This is a genomic window from Parcubacteria group bacterium CG10_big_fil_rev_8_21_14_0_10_36_14, from assembly GCA_002772895.1.
GTDB lineage: Bacteria > Patescibacteriota > Patescibacteriia.
Map to the genome: position 1 here is coordinate 1 of PFCS01000064.1, position 18,262 is coordinate 18,262.

The 18,262-nt window shown below is 35.8% G+C and carries 16 protein-coding genes; 8 read left to right on the forward strand and 8 right to left on the reverse strand.

What is annotated here, in order from left to right; genetic code table 11:
* The first annotated feature begins 173 nt into the window (after positions 1 to 173).
* The 4 genes from COU51_04740 (at position 174) to COU51_04755 (ending at position 4,893) form a co-directional block, all read left to right on the forward strand.
* On the forward strand, positions 174 to 386 hold the full coding sequence (locus tag COU51_04740) for a hypothetical protein (protein PIR66235.1): 213 nt from the start codon (positions 174 to 176) through the stop codon (positions 384 to 386).
* On the forward strand, positions 379 to 570 hold the full coding sequence (locus COU51_04745) for a hypothetical protein (GenBank protein ID PIR66236.1): 192 nt from the start codon (positions 379 to 381) through the stop codon (positions 568 to 570). Before COU51_04740 ends, COU51_04745 begins: the two co-directional genes overlap by 8 nt.
* Before the next feature lie 166 nt (positions 571 to 736).
* A complete protein-coding gene (locus tag COU51_04750; protein ID PIR66237.1) occupies positions 737 to 1,174 on the forward strand; it encodes a hypothetical protein in 438 nt (145 codons plus the stop codon).
* Positions 1,175 to 1,329: 155 nt separating this feature from the next.
* Positions 1,330 to 4,893 (forward strand): DNA polymerase III subunit alpha, encoded by a 3,564-nt coding sequence (locus COU51_04755; GenBank protein ID PIR66238.1) that lies wholly within the window; start codon positions 1,330 to 1,332, stop codon positions 4,891 to 4,893.
* Here the strand turns inward: COU51_04755 and COU51_04760 are convergent.
* Both COU51_04760 and COU51_04765 read right to left on the reverse strand, forming a co-directional pair.
* Positions 4,886 to 5,686, reverse strand: a complete 801-nt coding sequence (locus COU51_04760; protein ID PIR66239.1) for a hypothetical protein — start codon at positions 5,684 to 5,686, stop codon at positions 4,886 to 4,888. The genes COU51_04755 and COU51_04760 overlap by 8 nt on opposite strands.
* Before the next feature lie 9 nt (positions 5,687 to 5,695).
* Entirely contained in the window at positions 5,696 to 6,724 is a 1,029-nt protein-coding gene (locus COU51_04765; protein ID PIR66240.1) for a hypothetical protein, read from the reverse strand.
* Between the two features lie 158 nt (positions 6,725 to 6,882).
* Between COU51_04765 and COU51_04770 the strand changes: the two genes are divergently transcribed.
* Both COU51_04770 and COU51_04775 read left to right on the forward strand, forming a co-directional pair.
* Positions 6,883 to 8,004, forward strand: coding sequence for a hypothetical protein (locus tag COU51_04770; protein PIR66241.1), 1,122 nt, complete (start codon positions 6,883 to 6,885; stop codon positions 8,002 to 8,004).
* A gap of 68 nt (positions 8,005 to 8,072) precedes the next feature.
* Entirely contained in the window at positions 8,073 to 9,929 is a 1,857-nt protein-coding gene (locus tag COU51_04775; protein PIR66242.1) for a threonine--tRNA ligase, read from the forward strand.
* 38 nt (positions 9,930 to 9,967) lie between these two features.
* Here COU51_04775 and COU51_04780 read toward each other — a convergent pair whose 3' ends face one another.
* Positions 9,968 to 10,939 carry a hypothetical protein gene (locus COU51_04780; GenBank protein PIR66243.1) on the reverse strand — a complete coding sequence of 324 codons (972 nt, stop codon included), beginning with the start codon at positions 10,937 to 10,939 and terminating at the stop codon, positions 9,968 to 9,970.
* 78 nt (positions 10,940 to 11,017) lie between these two features.
* Between COU51_04780 and miaB the strand changes: the two genes are divergently transcribed.
* Positions 11,018 to 12,334, forward strand: a complete 1,317-nt coding sequence (gene miaB / locus COU51_04785) for a tRNA (N6-isopentenyl adenosine(37)-C2)-methylthiotransferase MiaB (protein PIR66244.1) — start codon at positions 11,018 to 11,020, stop codon at positions 12,332 to 12,334.
* Positions 12,335 to 12,401: 67 nt separating this feature from the next.
* Here miaB and COU51_04790 read toward each other — a convergent pair whose 3' ends face one another.
* From COU51_04790 to COU51_04800, 3 genes are all read right to left on the reverse strand, one after another.
* Positions 12,402 to 12,830, reverse strand: a complete 429-nt coding sequence (locus COU51_04790) for a MarR family transcriptional regulator (protein PIR66245.1) — start codon at positions 12,828 to 12,830, stop codon at positions 12,402 to 12,404.
* A gap of 62 nt (positions 12,831 to 12,892) precedes the next feature.
* Positions 12,893 to 13,411 carry a DNA topology modulation protein FlaR gene (locus COU51_04795; protein ID PIR66246.1) on the reverse strand — a complete coding sequence of 173 codons (519 nt, stop codon included), beginning with the start codon at positions 13,409 to 13,411 and terminating at the stop codon, positions 12,893 to 12,895.
* Position 13,412: 1 nt separating this feature from the next.
* Complete coding sequence (locus tag COU51_04800) at positions 13,413 to 14,840, reverse strand: hypothetical protein (protein ID PIR66247.1); 1,428 nt, start codon at positions 14,838 to 14,840, stop codon at positions 13,413 to 13,415.
* Between the two features lie 89 nt (positions 14,841 to 14,929).
* Here COU51_04800 and COU51_04805 point away from each other — a divergent pair, with 89 nt between their 5' ends.
* Positions 14,930 to 15,826 (forward strand): tRNA (adenosine(37)-N6)-dimethylallyltransferase MiaA, encoded by an 897-nt coding sequence (locus COU51_04805; GenBank protein PIR66248.1) that lies wholly within the window; start codon positions 14,930 to 14,932, stop codon positions 15,824 to 15,826.
* A 46-nt stretch (positions 15,827 to 15,872) separates the two neighbouring features.
* Here COU51_04805 and COU51_04810 read toward each other — a convergent pair whose 3' ends face one another.
* Positions 15,873 to 17,420: an Asp-tRNA(Asn)/Glu-tRNA(Gln) amidotransferase subunit GatB gene (locus COU51_04810; protein ID PIR66249.1), complete on the reverse strand. Its 1,548-nt coding sequence runs from the start codon at positions 17,418 to 17,420 to the stop codon at positions 15,873 to 15,875.
* 108 nt (positions 17,421 to 17,528) lie between these two features.
* Entirely contained in the window at positions 17,529 to 18,251 is a 723-nt protein-coding gene (locus COU51_04815; protein PIR66250.1) for a hypothetical protein, read from the reverse strand.
* Positions 18,252 to 18,262: the final 11 nt, after the last annotated feature.

The following is an 18,262-nucleotide window of genomic DNA, read 5'->3' on the forward strand; positions in this document are numbered from 1 at the left end:
GTGTTTAAACTACTTATCTCCTAACGAAGTAATTAACAAAGTGGTGCATTGTTAACTTGATTATTTATATTTTAACTAAAATTAAATATTTTCTTAAAAGATAGAAAAGTAGTCTCAGTCTATTTGACAAAAATTTGGGTTTGTGGTAATTTTGTTTTAGGAAGGAGGTGGAGATGGTTTGGTATCTGCTTTCTGCTTTAGGTGGATTGATTTTGGGGTTTTCTGTTGGACGATGGCATAAGGATAGAGAATCGGCTGAAATGATAAGTACAGAAATGCCATCAATCATCGGTACCAGAAAAACCTTGAAACAAAAAATAGAAAAGAATAAAGCAGAGGCTGATTTGCTTTTGAAAAGAGTAGATTTGGAGGAAAAAAATGATTGATCACGAACGCCTTCGGCAATTAAGCATGCTTGCTCTAATTGCTCAAGCTCATCCGTCAGAACTTGACCATATTAAAAAACAGATAGAAAGCGGGGAATTAGGATTAACTGATGAATGTAAAAAAGAAGCATTAAAGATCATTGAAACAAAGAAGAAAGAGCTCGTTGAAGCAAAAAAAGAATAATAATATTTAACAATGGCAATGCCCATTGTTTTTTTATTGCCGAAAAAATGAGCAATGAACATACTATGTGATACGTTCATTGGTTCTGTGGATAAGTCAGGAACTACTAATTTGCCCTCCTTGCCCAAGGGTAGTAAAATAGAATAGATAATTAAATACAAAAAATATGATAAAAAACGTTATTGTGGCTTCGGGAGCCGTTATTATTAAAGAGGGTAAGGTATTTTTAAATAAGCACGGGGAAGATAAGTTTTGGAAATTTTTGGGCGGAAAAGTTGAAGAACGGGATTTTTCAAATTCCGAGATGTCATTGGAAGAAGCCTGCAGAAGAGAAGTAAAAGAAGAAAATGGATTTGATATAGAAATTATTAGTCCGTTAAAGCCGATGATGGTGCCAAAGCCGGGTTCGGAAGATACATATGTAGTTCTGATTCATTTTTTGGCGAAAAAAATCGGAGAAATAAAGCCGGGCGATATTGATGAATTTAGAGAATTTGAAATTGAAAAAATCTTAAACGGCGAATATGGCGAAGAATTTGCGCCAAACATCCTCCCGGTTTTAAAAAGTTATTTAGGGATGAAAAAAGCAGGATTAATAAAATAAAAAGGTTATTGTTTTTGTTAGATTGAAATATAGATTGTCATACTTCACTCGCAATAACAAAATTTAATTGCCTCATATGTTATGAGGCAATTAGGAAATGTTTCGCAGGGACACCTCCCTTAAACGCTAACCGCTAATTGCTATACGCTATTATTATGTTCATCCATCTCCACAATCATTCCCACTATTCACTGTTAGACGGACTGCCGAAGATTCCGGATATTGTCAATCGAGCGAAAGAGCTCGGAATGACAGCAGTCGCCCTTACTGACCATGGAACAACCTATGGTCTTATTGAGTTTTATAAGGCTTGTAAAAAAGCAGAAATAAAACCAATCTTAGGAGTAGAGGCTTACGTAGCAAGAAGAGGGCATACTGACAAAGAACCCGGAGTGGACACTAAGCCATATCATCTTGTGCTTTTGGCAAAAAATAAAGAGGGGTATGAGAATATATTACGCCTTACATCAATTGCCCATCTTGACGGTTTTTATTATAAACCTCGAGTAGATAAAGAGCTTTTGAAAAAATATAGCAAAGGAATAATTGGGCTGTCCGCTTGTTTGAATGGTGAAATATCGCGCGCAGCACTTTCCGATAATATGGAAACAGCCGAACGGGCACTTTCCGAGTATAAAGAAATTTTTGGCGAAGGAAACTTTTATTTAGAACTTCAGCCTCAGACCGCCACAAAAAACAATGACCAGTCGCTTGCCAATGCGCGTCTTATAGAGCTTGCAAAAAAGACCAATACGCCCCTTGTTGCTACAAAAGATGTGCATTATATAAACTTTGACGATAAAGAGGCACAGGACGCTCTTTTATGCATTCAGACGGGCACTACGTTAGATAACCCCGACCGGCTAAGTATGATGGATATTGACTGTTCGTTTTCTACGGAAGGTGATATGCGCGCATGGTTTTCCGATACGCCTGAGGCAATAGATAATACAGTGAAAATAGCCGAGGCGTGTGACGTTGAGCTCACCCTTGGTGTGAATATTTTACCAAAATTTAAAACACCCAACGGAAAATCGGACGTGGATTATTTGCGCGAACTTTGCGAAGACGGTATTAAGAGAAGATATAAAGAAATAACGCCAGAAGTTCGTGAGCGTTTGGAATGGGAGCTTGATACTATAAATAAAATGGGGTTTGCTTCATACTTTTTGATAGTTGCGGATTTTGTAAAATATGCAAAAGGTGAGGGGATAGTTGTGGGTCCCGGCCGTGGATCTGCAGCCGGCTCTATTGTTTCTTATGTTCTTGGAGTGACCGATCTTGACCCAATACATTACAAATTACTTTTTGAAAGATTTTTAAACCCGGATAGAATATCAATGCCTGATATTGATATGGATTTTGCCGATATAAAACGTCACAAGGTTATTGAATATGTTATGGAAAAATATGGGCGGGACAAGGTGGCTGGTATTATTACATTTGGGACAATGATGGCGCGCGCGGCAGTGCGTGATGTGGGCAGAGTAATGGGTTTGCCATATGGAGAAGTGGACCGGATTGCAAAAATGATTCCAACTCCGGTGCAAGGCAGGCATACACCTTTATCAAGCCATGTTGAAGAAGTAAAAGAGCTCCGCGATCTATATAATGACAATCCGGATATAAAACGGCTTTTAGATTTATCTATAAAAATGGAAGGAACTGTCCGCCACGCCTCACAGCACGCTTGCGCTGTGGTAATTGCTGATAAACCGCTTATGGAATATACGGCAATACAAAAGGCGCAGGGAGGGGATGTAGAAAGCGTAACCCAATATTCAATGAAGCCGATTGAAGATGTTGGTTTGCTTAAAATGGACTTTTTGGGTTTGGCTAACCTTTCTATTATTCAGGATACGATTGAAATTGTTGAAGCGGTGAGCAAAACAGAAACAGGCGAAGCAACAAAAATTGATATAGAAAAAATACCGCTTGATGATAAAAAAACATTTAATATTTTATCGCGGGCAGAGACAACCGGTGTTTTTCAGCTTGAGTCAAGCGGAATGAAGCGATATATAAAAGATTTACAACCAACGGATATAGAAGATATCATCGCTATGGTAGCTTTGTATCGTCCGGGTCCAATGCAGTTTATTGAGTCTTTTATCAATAGAAAGCATGGCAGAGAAAAAATAGAGTATATGCATCCCTCTATGGAGAATGCCTTAAAAAATACTTATGGCATTCCTGTTTATCAGGAGCAGGTTATGCAAATATCAAAAGATATGGCAGGATTTACCGGCGGAGAGGCGGACACTTTGCGTAAAGCAATGGGAAAGAAGATTGCCGAGCTGATGGCGAAGATGCGCGCAAAATTTATTGCCGGAGCAACAACACAAGGTATTTCAAAACAGCTGGCGACAGAAGTTTTTCAGACGTTGGAAGATTTTGCCGCTTATGGCTTTAATCGTTCTCATGCGGCCTGCTATGCAATGATTGCTTATCGCACGGCATATTTAAAAGCAAATTGGCCAAATTGTTTTATGGCGGCTTTAATGAATAGCGATTATGGAAATCTTGACCGCATTACAATAGAAGTGGAGGAATGTAAATTATTGGGGCTCGAGGTTCTTCCACCGGATATTAATGATTCATATTCAAAATTTTCCGTTGTGCCAAAAACAAATAAAATCCGTTTTGGCCTTTTGGCAATAAAAAATGTCGGAAGCGATATTGCGGATGCAATAATCAAAGAACGCAAAGAAAATGGAAAGTTTGAGTCATTGGAGGACTTTTTGGAACGAGTAAACCATAAAAATTTGAATAAAAAAGTTTTGGACGCGCTTGTAAAGTGCGGGGCAATGGATGCTTTGGGCGCGAGAGCGGAGATGCTACATAATATGCAGAAGATGTTGGATTTTAATAGAGAAGTTCGCGCTTCATCCGAACAGCCGGTTGGGCTTTTTGGTAAAAATATTCTTTCCAAACCGACTTTGCAGATGGAGCCGGCTGAACCGATAGAGAAAAAAGAAATTTTAGCTTGGGAAAAGGAGCTTCTCGGACTTTATATAAGTGCTCATCCGTTTCTAGATATAAAACCGTTAATAGCGGATTTAATAAAAAGTGTTGATGAATTAAAAGAAATGAAAGATGGAAATTGGGTAAATGTTGCCGGCGTAATAACAAAAATTCATAGTATTAGGACAAAAAAGAATGAGCCAATGTGTTTTGTTACCATAGAAGACGGGATGTCCTCTTTTGAGATAATTGTTTTCCCCAGTATATTGGAATCAACGAGGACGATATGGCAGGAAGATAATATTGTGATTGTCGGAGGACGTCTTTCTTTTAAAGATGGAGAGATAAAAGTGCTGGCAAATAAAGTAGAGGTTGTTAGTGTTGATAATATGGAAAAAATAAAAACGCAATTTGCCGATGGAAAATCAGAGAAACCACAAGTTTCTAATTTTAAACCCCAACAAAATTTTAAAACTAAAAATAATACTCCCGCGCCGAATTTCAAGCAGGAATCAGAAGGCGCTGGTTTTCGTGGAAACGATAATTCGGATATTAAACAATTTTTTAATGGCAATATTGCGCTAAAGGATGATGGATTATATATTTCCTTACCAAAAAAGATGAAAAAAGCACAGGTAGAACATATGAAATCCCTTTTACAAAAACACCCGGGGACTACCCAAGTGTTTTTTGCTTTGCCGGATAAGCCGGCAATTAAAACGAGTTTTAAGATTGATTCAGAAAGGTTTATCTAAATTTTGCCAGATACTTCTTCGTTACTTCAATTTCAGATTCCTCTTCTTTGATGTGTCTTTTAGCCTCTTCTTTTTCTTTTTCGGTCGCATCATCATTTTCCAGTACTTCTTTATAGTCAATAATTATTTTTTCTCCCAAATCAATCGCATCTTCCAAACCATCTAAGTATATTTGTTGCTGTTCCGGCCGAAGTTTTAGAAAGGCATTTTTTAATTCTTCGTCAGGAACCGTAATAAATTCTGCTAATCCGCGTCTTAAGTTTGCGAGTTCTTCTGTAGATATTGTTTCAACTTTATCTTCAGCTAAAGAGTTGACGAGTTTTGAAAGAGAATTTCTTTTTTCTTTCAACTCTTTTATTTTATCTTCAACATCATTTTCGTCTGCTTCACGCAACACATCAATCTGGTCATCAAGAGATAGTTGGGCGTTTTCCAACTCACCTAAAAATTTTTCTTGGGTTTCCTCATCCATATTTTTAAACTTCTCAGCAATACCGTCTTTATCGGCTAAGAGCATTTCTGTGGTTTTTTCGTCAAACACAATGGCATTTTCTTCCGCTTTATCAAGTTTTTTATAAAGATTAAGATTTCCTTGCTCGTCAATATGAGTTCTATATTTTGCTTCCGGGTCAAAATCAATTTTTTTACCCTCAGCATCACGAAGATCTACTGTTTTAAAGCGATCCACAATACTGTATTTTAATAAATTATCTATTTGAGTATGAGTTGCTGGTGGAGGAGTCTTTTCATGTTTAGCTGACTTTTTTTCTTCTGTTTTTTGTTCGTTGTTCATATTTAATGATTATTTTTTAAGTTTTAATTTTGGATTTTCAAAATTTTCAAGACCCGTATCTTCCACCTCATATCCCGGAGAAACATGCTTAGGATCTATCCACAAATATTCTATCAAATCTTTTTTTATTTCAGCATATTTTTTATTGAGTTTATTCCAGCTCTCAATATCAATTTTACCCGTTTGTTTATTTTTTACAAGAAGCTCATAGTTTTTTGCTTCATCCAAAGCTCCCGAAGCTATCAGCAAGAGTTGTTTTCGCATGGCAGGTAGGATGCTTTGAATCGCTTCATCGCTATCCCCGAGGTATTTGTTTAGAATGATTTGTATTTTATGTCTCAGCTCTGTTTTTTCTTCAATAAGTTTTTGAAAGTCATCTTCAGACATCGGGGTTTCTGATACTATACTGAGCGTTGTGGCAAAATCTTCCAAAAAACTTTCTTCCTTTATTTTTCTTTCTTCCGCTGTTTCCGGAGAATTTTGGAGTCTCATACCGATATAACTGTCTTTTTCTTTTGCTTTTTCTTTTAAATCCAAATAGTCTATCATTTCTTCTTTTTGTTTTTCATAATCTTTTTCCAGGTTTTCAAGATTATTCAGTAATTCTTCTTTTTCTTTGTCAGAAAGAGTAGCTATATTTTTTCCTTGGCTTAATTCTAAAGCTTCTTTTCTGTGAGTTTCTGACAAAAGGTCTTCTATGATGTAGAGCAAGCGCATCTTGAGGTCTTCCTTCATTTTATGACTTTCCGGTTCCTGTATATCAAAAGCGCTTAATATTTTTTTTATTTTTAGCGATGTTTCCATTTCAGGCGATATAAGCTCTTTAAATTTTTTTTCATCAATATGTTTATCGGTACCTTCGGATAAAACATGGAACATATTATCAAAAAGCACGTCTTCATAAGGAGCGGATTCATTTTCAAGTTGTTTTGATATTGCTATGCTGAAGTTTTTTTTATGAGTTTCTGGTATAGAAAAAGCTGTTTCTTCATAAGCTTCCGGCACTCTTTGTTTTTTTTGAGGTTGAGTATTTTCCATATGAGTATTTATGAGGAATTAAGTTAACATTATTATAGCATATTTTAGGGGATTTGTCAAGTTTTCCATAGTTTAAATTTTACCATTTTTTTCTAAAATACGGCAAATTTTTTGCTTCTTGCACAAAGCGACGAGCTTTGATAAAATGGTTATATAATATGTTAACGCAGAAAAAGGGAGGGATATTCAAAAAGATAGGAATTTTATTCGCAAGCTCTATTTTGGTGCTATTTTTTGTTGTTATGTATATGGCGTTATCGCGTGCGACGGTTGTTATCGAGCCGAAAGAAGAAACGATAAGCGCAGATTTAATTGTAACCGTAAAGTCGGTTGACCTAAAAAAAGGAGAGATTTTGGGTAAAATGGCAACAACAACCTTATCCCGTGAAGCATCTTTTACGGTAAGCGGAAACGACCGTGAAATTCCAGCCAAGGCTGAGGGTGAAGTCATTATTTACAATAAATACAGCAAAGATCAACAGCTTATTGCAACCACAAGATTTTTATCTGAAAGCGGAGTTTTGTTTCGATTGGTAAGCGGAATATTGGTTCCGGCTGGAAAAAGCGTTACCGCGGTTATAAAGGCAGATAAGGAAGGAAAAGAAGGGGAGCTGGAACCAACCAGTTTTGCAATACCCGGATTAAGCAAAGATTTACAGAAATATATTTATGCAGAAAATGAAAAAGCAATGACAGGCGGAATGAAGAAGGTTGCGGTTTTAACACAACAAGATATTGATGAGGCAGTTGAGAACTTAAAATCAACTTTAATAATCGAAGGAAAAGAAAAATTAAAAGATAAGGTTGGTATAGACAGTACTTTTGTTGGAGTCGTTTATACAGGAAGCGCAAAAGATAGCAAGATAAGCGCAAAGCCGGGCGACTCTGTGGATAGTTTCAAAATCAATATGACGATGGAGGTTGTGGGTATTGCATATAATAAAGACCTGGAGGACCAGGCGGCAAAAACTTTGGCAGGAATAGTTTATTCCGACAGAAAGCTTATATCATCAAACTTGCTGAATTTGGAACCAAAAGTAGAAACGATTAATGTTGGTGCAGGGGTTGCAACCCTGAAAGTCGGGATAGAGGGAAAAACAATCATTAATTCTAATAGCCAAATTTTTGATAAAGAAAAGATGGCAGGAAAAACCGCAGAAGAAGTAAAAAACTACCTAAATCAGTATGCTGGAATAAATAGTATTGAGATAAAGTTTTTTCCTTTTTGGCTTAATAAAGTGCCAAAACTTCGAGATCATATAAAAGTTGTCGTTAAATAATGTTCAGCAATTATATTGCTTTACGACAAGTTAGTATGATAAAAACAGATATTGACACATTATAAAATATGACTAAAGAAAATATAGAAACAATTCGTCATAGTTCGGCGCATCTTTTGGCTGCAGCTGTGCAAAAATTATATCCAAAAACCCTTTTCGGAGTAGGTCCTACTGTTGATAATGGATTCTATTATGATATGGAAGTAAAAGATAGGGACGGAAAGGAAGCCGTGCTTAACGAGTCTGATTTGAAAAAAATAGAAAAACAAATGAAGAAAATGAAAGCTCAAGGACAAAAGTTTGTTCGTAAAGAAATGGGGATTCAGGCGGCAATTACAATGTTTAAAAAAATGGGGCAGATATACAAGGTTGAGCTTCTGAATGATTTAAAGAAAAAGGGGACAACACTGCTTCACGAAGACTCTGAAGGACAGGTGGGACTTGCAAAAAACGGAAAGGTGTCTATTTATCAACTTGGAGATTTCGTTGATTTGTGCCGAGGTCCGCATGTCGCCTCAACCAAAGAAATAAAAATTTTTAAACTGCAAAAACTCGCTGGCGCTTATTGGCGAGGAAATGAAAAAAATAAAATGTTGGCACGCGTCTACGGACTATCTTTTTTAACTGAAAAAGAGATGGAAGACTATTTGAAAATGTTGGTAGAAGCGGAACGTCGGGATCACAGAAAATTGGGAAAAGAATTAGAACTATTTTTGATTGACCCGATTGTTGGACTTGGGCTCCCAATGTGGTATCCAAAAGGCGCATTGATATGGAGAACAATAGAAGACTTTTGGTATGAAGAACATTTGAAAAACGGTTATAGTTTAACAAGAACTCCGCATATCGGTCATCGCGCGCTTTGGGAAACGTCCGGTCATTGGAATTTTTATAGCGATAGTATGTATCCGCCTATGGAAATTAATAAAAGCTTGGAAGATCTCAAAAAAGGCAGAAAAGGAGAGGGCAAATCAGAAGAATATTTAATAAAACCGATGAATTGCCCATTTCATGTAAGAATCTATAAATCAAAACCGTGGTCATATCGTGATTTACCATTACGTTGGGCTGAATGCGGAACGGTTTATCGTTATGAAAAATCCGGAGAAATATCAGGGCTTACTCGTGTAAGAGGATTTACACAAGATGATGCGCATATAATTTGTACTGAAGAACAAGTAGAGGCAGAACTTAAAAGAGTTATAAAATTTATAAAAAATATATTTAGCACTTTTGGATTTAAGGAATATAAGATATATTTATCTTTACGTGATTCTAAAAATAAGAAAAAATATGCCGGAAATGACAAGGGTTGGGATTTTACCGAAAAATTATTGGAGCGTGTAGCAAAAAATGAAAAACTTGATTATGTAAAAGAAGAGGGTGAGGCTGCTTTTTATGGTCCAAAGCTTGATTTCAAGATAAAAGATGTTTTGGGAAGAGAATGGCAATGTTCAACCCTGCAGTTTGATTTTAATTTGCCAGAACGTTTCGATATGACGTTTACAAATGACAAAGGCAAGGATGAACGGCCATATATGCTTCATCGTGCTTTATTCGGATCTTTTGAGCGTTTTATCGGGCTTTTAATTGAGCATTATGCCGGAGCCTTTCCATTATGGATCAGCCCTGTTCAGGTGCAGATTGTGCCAGTAGGCGGCACACACAAAAAACCATGTCGGGAATTGGCAGAAAAGTTTAGAGAAGCGGGTATTCGTGTATTTGTTGATGAGTCGGATGAAACGGTTGGCTACAAAATAAGAAAAGCAGAAAAAGAAAAGATTCCATACATGATTGTTATAGGAGATAAAGAAAAAGATTTGAAAAAGGTTTCGGTGCGTGAAAGAGGAAAGAAAGATACGATAGAACTAAAAACAGATGAGTTTATAAAAAATATTTCAAAGGATATAAATAACAAGAAATAAAAAATACCCCGATTAATCGGGGTATTTTTTATTTCTTGTTATTTTTTTATTGAGAATCCGCCAAGATATATTCTTGTTGTATCTTTTGGGAAAAGTCTGTCTACTACCTCGGCATATTTCTTGTTATGTTTTTTAAGATGTGTTTTATAGGCCGTATCTGTCGTTTTATATTGTTTTAAAAGCACATCAAATTCTTCAGTATCTGCCGGGTCCAGCTTTCTTCTAATATTAAACTTTTTAAACAATCCACCTTTTATTACATCAAATCCATATTTGGAAAGTAAGGTGTTTTCAATCCTTTGAAGACGTTGATCCATAATTGCTAAGTTCTGCGAAGACGATTCATAGTCTTCATAAGAAACACCATCTCTTTCCATATTTTTTTTAAGTGAGTTATCAATAATTCTTCCTTGAACCTCAATAACTTCTTTTTTTTCATCCACATCCAGCTTATTTAAATCTGCCAGCATTTTTTGAGGATTGGTTTCTTTATTTGGTCTTACCCAGAGTTTTTCTAATTTTGCCAAAATATTATCTTTCTGCGAAGGAACTTCGCCCGGGCTAAACCATTCATATTCGTCGTCTATATCTGTTTCGCTAAAATCAAAATTACTATCAATTGATTCAGCCGATTTTTTTAAAGGTTGTTTCTCGGGTTTTTTTAGAGAGGCTTGCAATATTTCTGTTCGTTTTTTTGATAGATTATCTTTCCTTGTTTTTTCGTCTTCAATATCTTCGGAACCTATTATCATATCATCGGTTACTTCAAGCTTTTCTTCCGGTTCGCTTAAGGCTTCTCGCAAGATATCTATTCTTTTTTTAGCGAGAGATTCTTTTTTGCTTTCTTTTAGGACTTCTTCCAAAAGTCTATCTTTTATTTCTTCAATCCGATTTTTTTTGGGTCTTTTGCTTTCGGCTTCTTTGGTTAATTCTCGAGCAAGTTCGAGAAGAGGACTACCTTCTAATTTTTTTCTAAATTCTCCTTGTATTGGGCTGAAATTTTTAGACATAGTATAAGAGTTAATATTATTAATTATATTATACCTTATTCTTGATATTTCGCATAATTTGTTATAATATAAGCGAATATGCCGAAGGATACAAAATATTATATTGCTACTTATGGATGCCAGATGAATAAATCAGACAGCGAGAGAATTGAGGCACTATTGGAATCGAGTGGTTTTAAACGCGCTTCTAAAGCAGAAGATGCTGATTTAATTTTGCTCAATACTTGTTCTGTTCGGCAAACGGCAGAAGACCGGATATACGGAGCTCTTTATAACTTTTCTAAATTAAAGAGGAAGAAACCCCATTTATTACTTGGTGTGACGGGCTGTATGGCAGGAAGAGATAAGAATGGCATAATTCGTAAAAAATTATTTTCCGCTCTTCAGAATGGAGGAATAAAAGGAGGTCCAATAGATTTATTTTTTGAAATTAATGATTTAGCTAAGTTGCCGGAAATGATAAGTAAAAAATGGAAAAATAAAGTTAAAAATACCCAAAAGCCTTATAGTTCAAATTATTTGAGTATTGCGCCTAAGCCGGCTGAGTGGTGGAGAGGAAGTGTTGTGATTCAGACGGGATGCTCTAAATATTGTACATATTGTGTTGTTCCGTATGCGCGTGGAACAGAGAAGAACAGGTCGGTTAACGCGATTTTGAAAGAAGCTCGCGCATTGGTTAAAAAAGGAGCAAAAGAGATAATTTTGCTTGGGCAAGCGGTAAACAGTCATCCAAAATTTGCAGAAATATTAAAAGAAATAAATCAGCTGGAAGGTGTAAACCGCATTAGTTTTGCATCTGCTCACCCGATGCATATGACGCCGGAAATTATAAAGGCATTGGCATTGCCAAAAATGGTAAATTATTTACATTTGCCTCTTCAGTCGGGGAATAATGATATCTTGCGTCGGATGAATCGTAATTATACTTGCGAGAAATATATAAAAATTATTGAGCGCGTTCGCAAGGCGCGTCCGAATATTGCTCTTGCGACAGATATTATTGTTGGTTTTTCAGGGGAAACGCGCAAGCAGTTTCAAGATACGGTTAGTTTATATAAAAAGTGTGACTTTGATTTGAGTTATAATGCGATGTATTCTCCACGTACAGGCACATCTGCATATCGTGCGCTTCGTGATGATGTTTCTCGGGAAGAAAAACGTCGGAGGTGGCGGATTTTGCAGGAATTGATGGAAAAAAATATATTACGGAAAAATAAAAAATACTTTGGGAAAATTGTTGAAGTATTAGTTGATGGGTGTAGAGCAGGGAAGTGTTACGGTCTATCGCGAGAATATAAACGAGTAGTTTTTAAGGGCGACAAATTTTTAATCGGTAAGATTTTGAACGTAAAAATAAATAAAACAAAAGAATGGGAGCTGGAAGGGGAATTATAGAAAGTAAAGATTACAAAGCAAAAATCCGCAAAGAGCGGATTTTTTGGTAGCTTAATGTTTGCGAGCTTTATTTAATAGTTCCGCCAAGCTCAATGAGTAAATCCGAGAGGCCTGTTAATTTTTTAAGTTTAGTGGGAGGAAATACTTCCTCAGAAAATAATTCTGCCTTTTCAAGCGTTTCAGCCAAATTACGCCCGCCACTTGCCGTTATTGCAACGTAGCTTACTCGCGCATCGCGTGGAGCAACTTCTCTTTTTATTAGGCCAATTTTTTCCATTGGAGCTAATATTCTCGTTACTCCCGAAGCGGTAAGACCCATTTTTTCAGCTAAATCAGTTCTGCGTATTTTTTTATCGTGAGATAGATTGGTGTGGAATAAAATCACGAATTCGTTAAATCCAAGTCCATCTAAACCGCCATTAAAGCGACGGCTATTTTCTGTAAGGATTTTTGAGAGATTAATGAATATTTTTAGTGAGGGGTTTATTGATTCCATAATGTTGAAATATAGTTAATAATTACTTTATATATCAAGTATATATCAACTAGATAAATATGTCAAATAGGAGTATCTTTTAGTAGGTCTTGAATATCTTTATTGTTTTTTATGATTATATAGTTTTTTGCGTATTTTTTTAAGTATTCCTGATATTTTTTTAAAGATAAAAAGTTATTTGGTTTGTGAAAATAGTTATAAATCCGTTTCAAAAGTATAAAATCGCTTCCTACGGTTTTTTCTTTTGTAGAAAGTAATTTTTTTAAATATCTGAATATAATTCTTTTATAAGGCGTAAATTCTGAGATTTGTAGAAATATTACTAAGTCAGCATTCTTCCAAAAAGGCAAGGCCGGTTCGCGCAATGCGCCTTCAACTATCCAGGAATCTTTACCTAATATTTCTTTAATTATTTCTACTTGTTTATTCTCGGTGCGTTCTATATCAAATTTTTTTTCAAATTTGATATCGTCAAAATCGTATTTTTCTATATTTAAAATATCTGACAATTTTTTTGCCAGAGTTGATTTTCCTGATGCCGGCATGCCGACTATAAATATTTTGTTCCCTTTTAACGACATGTTATTTTTTATTCATATCAACGGTATAATCAGAGTTGTTTATTATTTCTATTTTATTATCAGTAACCAATACTGTATTATTCTTGTCTATTATTTTTTGTAAAACAGTAACCAAAACGGGTAAATCAGAGAGATGAAGTCCTTTTGTCGGCGTATCTAAAATATAAACGCATCTGTCGCCTAATTTTTTGGAAAGAACTTTTGCCAACCGGACTCTTTGCGCTTCGCCTCCGCTTAAAGAATCTGATTTTTGCCGTAATGTTAGATACCCCAGCCCCACTTCTTGTAAAAACCTTAGCTTTCTTTTTATTAATTTTGAATCTGAAAATATTTTGATTGCTTCATCAATCGTCATATTTAAGATGTCATCAATATTTGCCCCTTTATATTTTACCGAAAGTATTTTTGGTGAAAAATTTTCTTCATCCTCAATTATTTTTTTGTTTACTATAAAATCCGATGATTTTAGTTTTGCTTTTTTTGAGGCAGGGAGGTCAGCATAAATATTTCTGATACTATTCCAAATATTGAGATATGTAACCGGCCGGCTCGTAGGATGGTCGGCGATAGAAGTTTGCTCTACTGAATACGTTCTTCTGACGTATTGTTTCCCGATGATATTACTGACTCCGTTTTGTTCTCTAATTTTCCAAGCGTTTCGGCCTTTAAACAGTGCAGAATAGACGACATTTAGGGTTGTTGATTTACCTGATCCGGTATTACCGTAAATACACGTCAGAGAAGAAAGAGGGAAGCTGAAAGTATAGTTTTTTAAATTATTTTTATTAATATTTTGCAAAATAACGTTTTTTTTCTGCATTGTTTTTGCTTTTTTACTCAGATTTCTTTTATAATGGACAATCTCTGCTTTATTAGAAAACACATAATCGGCAGTAATGCTTTTGGATTTTTTAAATTGATTCAAATCTCCTTGAAAGATTATTTTTCCTCCGTATTTTCCGGATTTTGGACCAAACTCAATTATATAATCTGCGCCTGCGATTATTTCTTTTGAATGTTCTATGGTGATAACCGATTTACCTTCTTTTATCAATTTTTTGAGCTTGTTTAACACGTTAGTGCTTTCTTCTATCGTTAGTCCTGCGCAAGGCTCATCAACAATTAATAATTCATTTTTTTTCAGGTTGGATATGGCTTTATCCAATCTTTGAAGGTTGTATTCCCCGAGGCTTAATTTTATATTTTTGGGAATGATTACTTTTTGTCCTACTGCGTATGTTTTTGGAGTTGTTGAAATGCTACACCCAACTTTTTCACCTTGAGAAAATTTATATAAAATATCATAGATAAGAGAAGTTTTTCCGCTTCCACTGGGACCTGTCACCACCACCAATTTATGCAGTGGAATTGCTATAGAAATATTTTTTAGATTATGGATGTTGGCTTTTTTTATTATTATTGAGTTCATTTTAGATAAATAAATTGTTAGTGTAGTCTTTTGCTTTACACACCTTTAATTATAGTTTATTCTAAAAATATACTATTTTCAAGTTTATTATGAAAAATAAATTACAAAAATTAATTGTTGTGCTTGGGCCAACTGCGAGCGGTAAGACAGAACTCGCTATAAAACTAGCAAAGAAATTTAATGGCGAGATTGTTAATGCTGATTCGCGGGCGATTTATCGCGATATGAAAGTGGGTACCGATAGACCAGAAAAAAATGAAGGTGGCGTGCGTCATCATCTTGTTGGTTTTCTCCTGCCGGACAAGGATTTTAATTTAGCAGAATATAAACAACTAGCCGTGGGTAAGATAAATGATATTTTGCGTCGGGGAAAACAGCCTTTTTTGGTAGGCGGAACATGGCTTTATATTTCTGCAATTACGGATAATTTAGAAATCCCAAATGTAAAACCAAATAAATCCTGGCGCAAGGCACAGGAGAAATTTCAATCGGAAACGCTTTACAAAAAATTGCAAAGATTGGATTTATCGGCAGCAGAACGAATTCATCAAAATGATAAGCGCAGAATTATTCGCGCTCTTGAAGTAATTCATTTCAGTGGACAGCCAATATCAAAACAACAGAAAAAGGGCAAACCGATTTTTAATGTTTTGAAAATTGGAATAAAAAGAGATTTGGACGAGGTGGAGAAGAGAGTAAAGAAAAGAATAAAGATAAAAATGGGGGATGCATTAATTCGTGAGATCCGCCGTCTTTTAAAAAAATATAGCTCAAACTTGCCGGCGATGTCCAGCTTGGGTTATCCGGAAATGATAAAATATATAAAAGGCGAGCTTTCCAAAGAAGATGCGTTTTTTCTTCTGGCAAAGAACACGCGAAGGTTTGCAAGGTATCAGATAAATACTTTTCGTCAGGATAAAAATATTAAATGGGTGAAGAACTTGCAAGATGCAAGCAATAAAATAAAGGGTTTTCTAAAAAAATAAAAAATCACGCCAAAAGGCGCAATAATTAAATGCTAATTGCTAAATGCTATTTTTCAAGTTTTTCAATAAGCATTTCTTTTGCTGTTTCAGGGTTTGCTTTTCCTTTTGATTCCTTCATTACCTGACCGATTAAAAACATAATTGCCGTTTGCTTTCCGGCTTTATAGTCGCTTACTGCTACCTGATGTTCATTGATTACCTTTTCTATTATTTTATCCATTTCATCTTTATCTTCTTTCATTGCGCCCAAGTCATGCTCATCTAAAAGCTGGGACGGATCTCCTCCGGCTCCTATCATTAATTCTAAAAGTTTTAAGGCATTGGGACCGGAAATTTTATTTTCGTAAACCAAAGTTATAAACTCGGCAAAATTTTCCGGAGTTATTTTTAAAATTCGTATATCTATTGCATTTTGTGCCATAATTCCGCCAAGCTTGTTGATAAACCATCCGGAATAAAGTTTTGCCATCTTTTCTCCATAGTTATCCCAAATTTCGGTTTCTGTTCCTTCTATTTCAGGTAAAGACAAAAGCCACGAAACGAGTTCTGATAAAGCGCGCTCGGTATATTCCGCTTTATATGGGTCATCAGTCAAAATTTCTGCATCAGCCATAGAAAAACCATATTGATCCATAAATCGATATTTGCGCGCGCGAGGAAGCTCGGGAAGCATTTCTTTTTGTTTGTCGCGTATTTCTACAAGTTCCATCGGTGGAAGGTCTGGTTCTGGAAAATATCTATAGTCGCTGGAACCTTCTTTTGTTCTTTGTTCTGTTGTAACACCTTTTGTATCATCCCATCCGCGAGTTGCCTGCACGGTGTTTGGTGAGCCGGTTTCTTCCCAATGTTTTGTCTGTCGCGCAATTTCATATTCTAAGGCGCGTTCAACCGCGCGAAAAGAGTTTATATTTTTTATTTCTGTTTTTGGATTTAATTGTATGGCCCAGTTTTCATCCGGCGCAGCTCCTTCCACATATTCGCGCATAGAAATATTTGCATCACAGCGGAGCTGTCCTTTTTCCATATCAGCGTCAGATACACCGAGATAACGCATAATTTTTCGCAGTTCTTGTAAGAATATTTTTGCTTCTTGTGGTGATTTTATATCAGGTTCGCTAACGATTTCCGCAAGAGGAGTTCCCCCACGGTTATAATCAACAAGAGTTGCGGTTTTGTCATCGCTGTGGGTATTTTTTGCCGCATCTTCTTCCATATGCAGGCGAGTGATGCCAACGCGCGCTGTTCTTATACCTTCTTTTGTTGGCACATCTATCTCTAAGAATCCTTTTTCTCCAACCGGCAAATCAAACTGTGATATTTGATATCCTTTTGGTAGGTCGGGATAAAAATAATGTTTACGGTCAAATTTTGAATGTTCATTTATTTTGCAATTTAGAGCAAGGGAGGCGAGAACTCCCATTTTTATTGCTTCTTTATTTATAACTGGCAAAACGCCCGGCTGACCTGTGCAAACAGGACAGATGGTTGCATTTGGCGCCTCAAACTCTCCACGGTTTGAACATCCGCAGAACATTTTTGATTTTGTTTTTAGCTGGACATGTATTTCCAAGCCAATGACCGGTTCTAATTTCATAAGTTGAATTTTAAGTTATAGTATAATTTTATGGGTTTTGGGAGGATTTGTCAAAAAGTCTCGCGTGAGCGAGACTTTTATTCGTAATTCGTAATTGAAAATTGATAATTATTTTCTAACTTCCCTAAATACAATCGTTCCGACAATGGCATAAAGTGGAGCAAAAAAAGCCACAATTAAATCTGAAACAAACAAGATAACCAGATTTAGCCCAAGCCCCGTTTCGCTTAGGTTTATTACTGATTGTCCAATAATAAGTCCGATAAGATTGAAAATTCCTACTAAGGCAAGATAGGCGATAATTCCCCAAAAAATATTTGGCACAACTAGCCGGCCAAATACAGGCCAAAATTTTCCACGTGAGAGTTCTCGGCTTTCTTTTAAAAGTTCCAACCCTTTTTTCTTTTGCAGTATCGCAAGATACATTGCAAAAGCATACCAGACAGTGAAAATTATACCCGGAATAATAAATAATATAAATCCGCCGACTGTAATAAATCCCGCTAAAACACTGATAAGAATCGCAGGCCAATATACTGTAAAAATATCTTTTAGTTTGATATCCGGTTTTTTGTTGCTTAAAAATTTATCCGTATAATATATAATCGCGATAAGCACGACAAAATTTGCAAGATACGCCAAGAAAGAGATAGCGCTGGAAATTAAAAACTCTACGTTACTAGGCAGAGTTAAGAGTTGGTCAATAAGAACCGCACTCAAACTTGTTAAAGCGGAAAGAATAAAAATAGCTCCCAAAAATGGGATGTATTGTTTAAATTTTGAAGTATATGTCTCCCAGGAAAGACGTATAATTTCAGCAATTTTTAACATAAGACACAGTA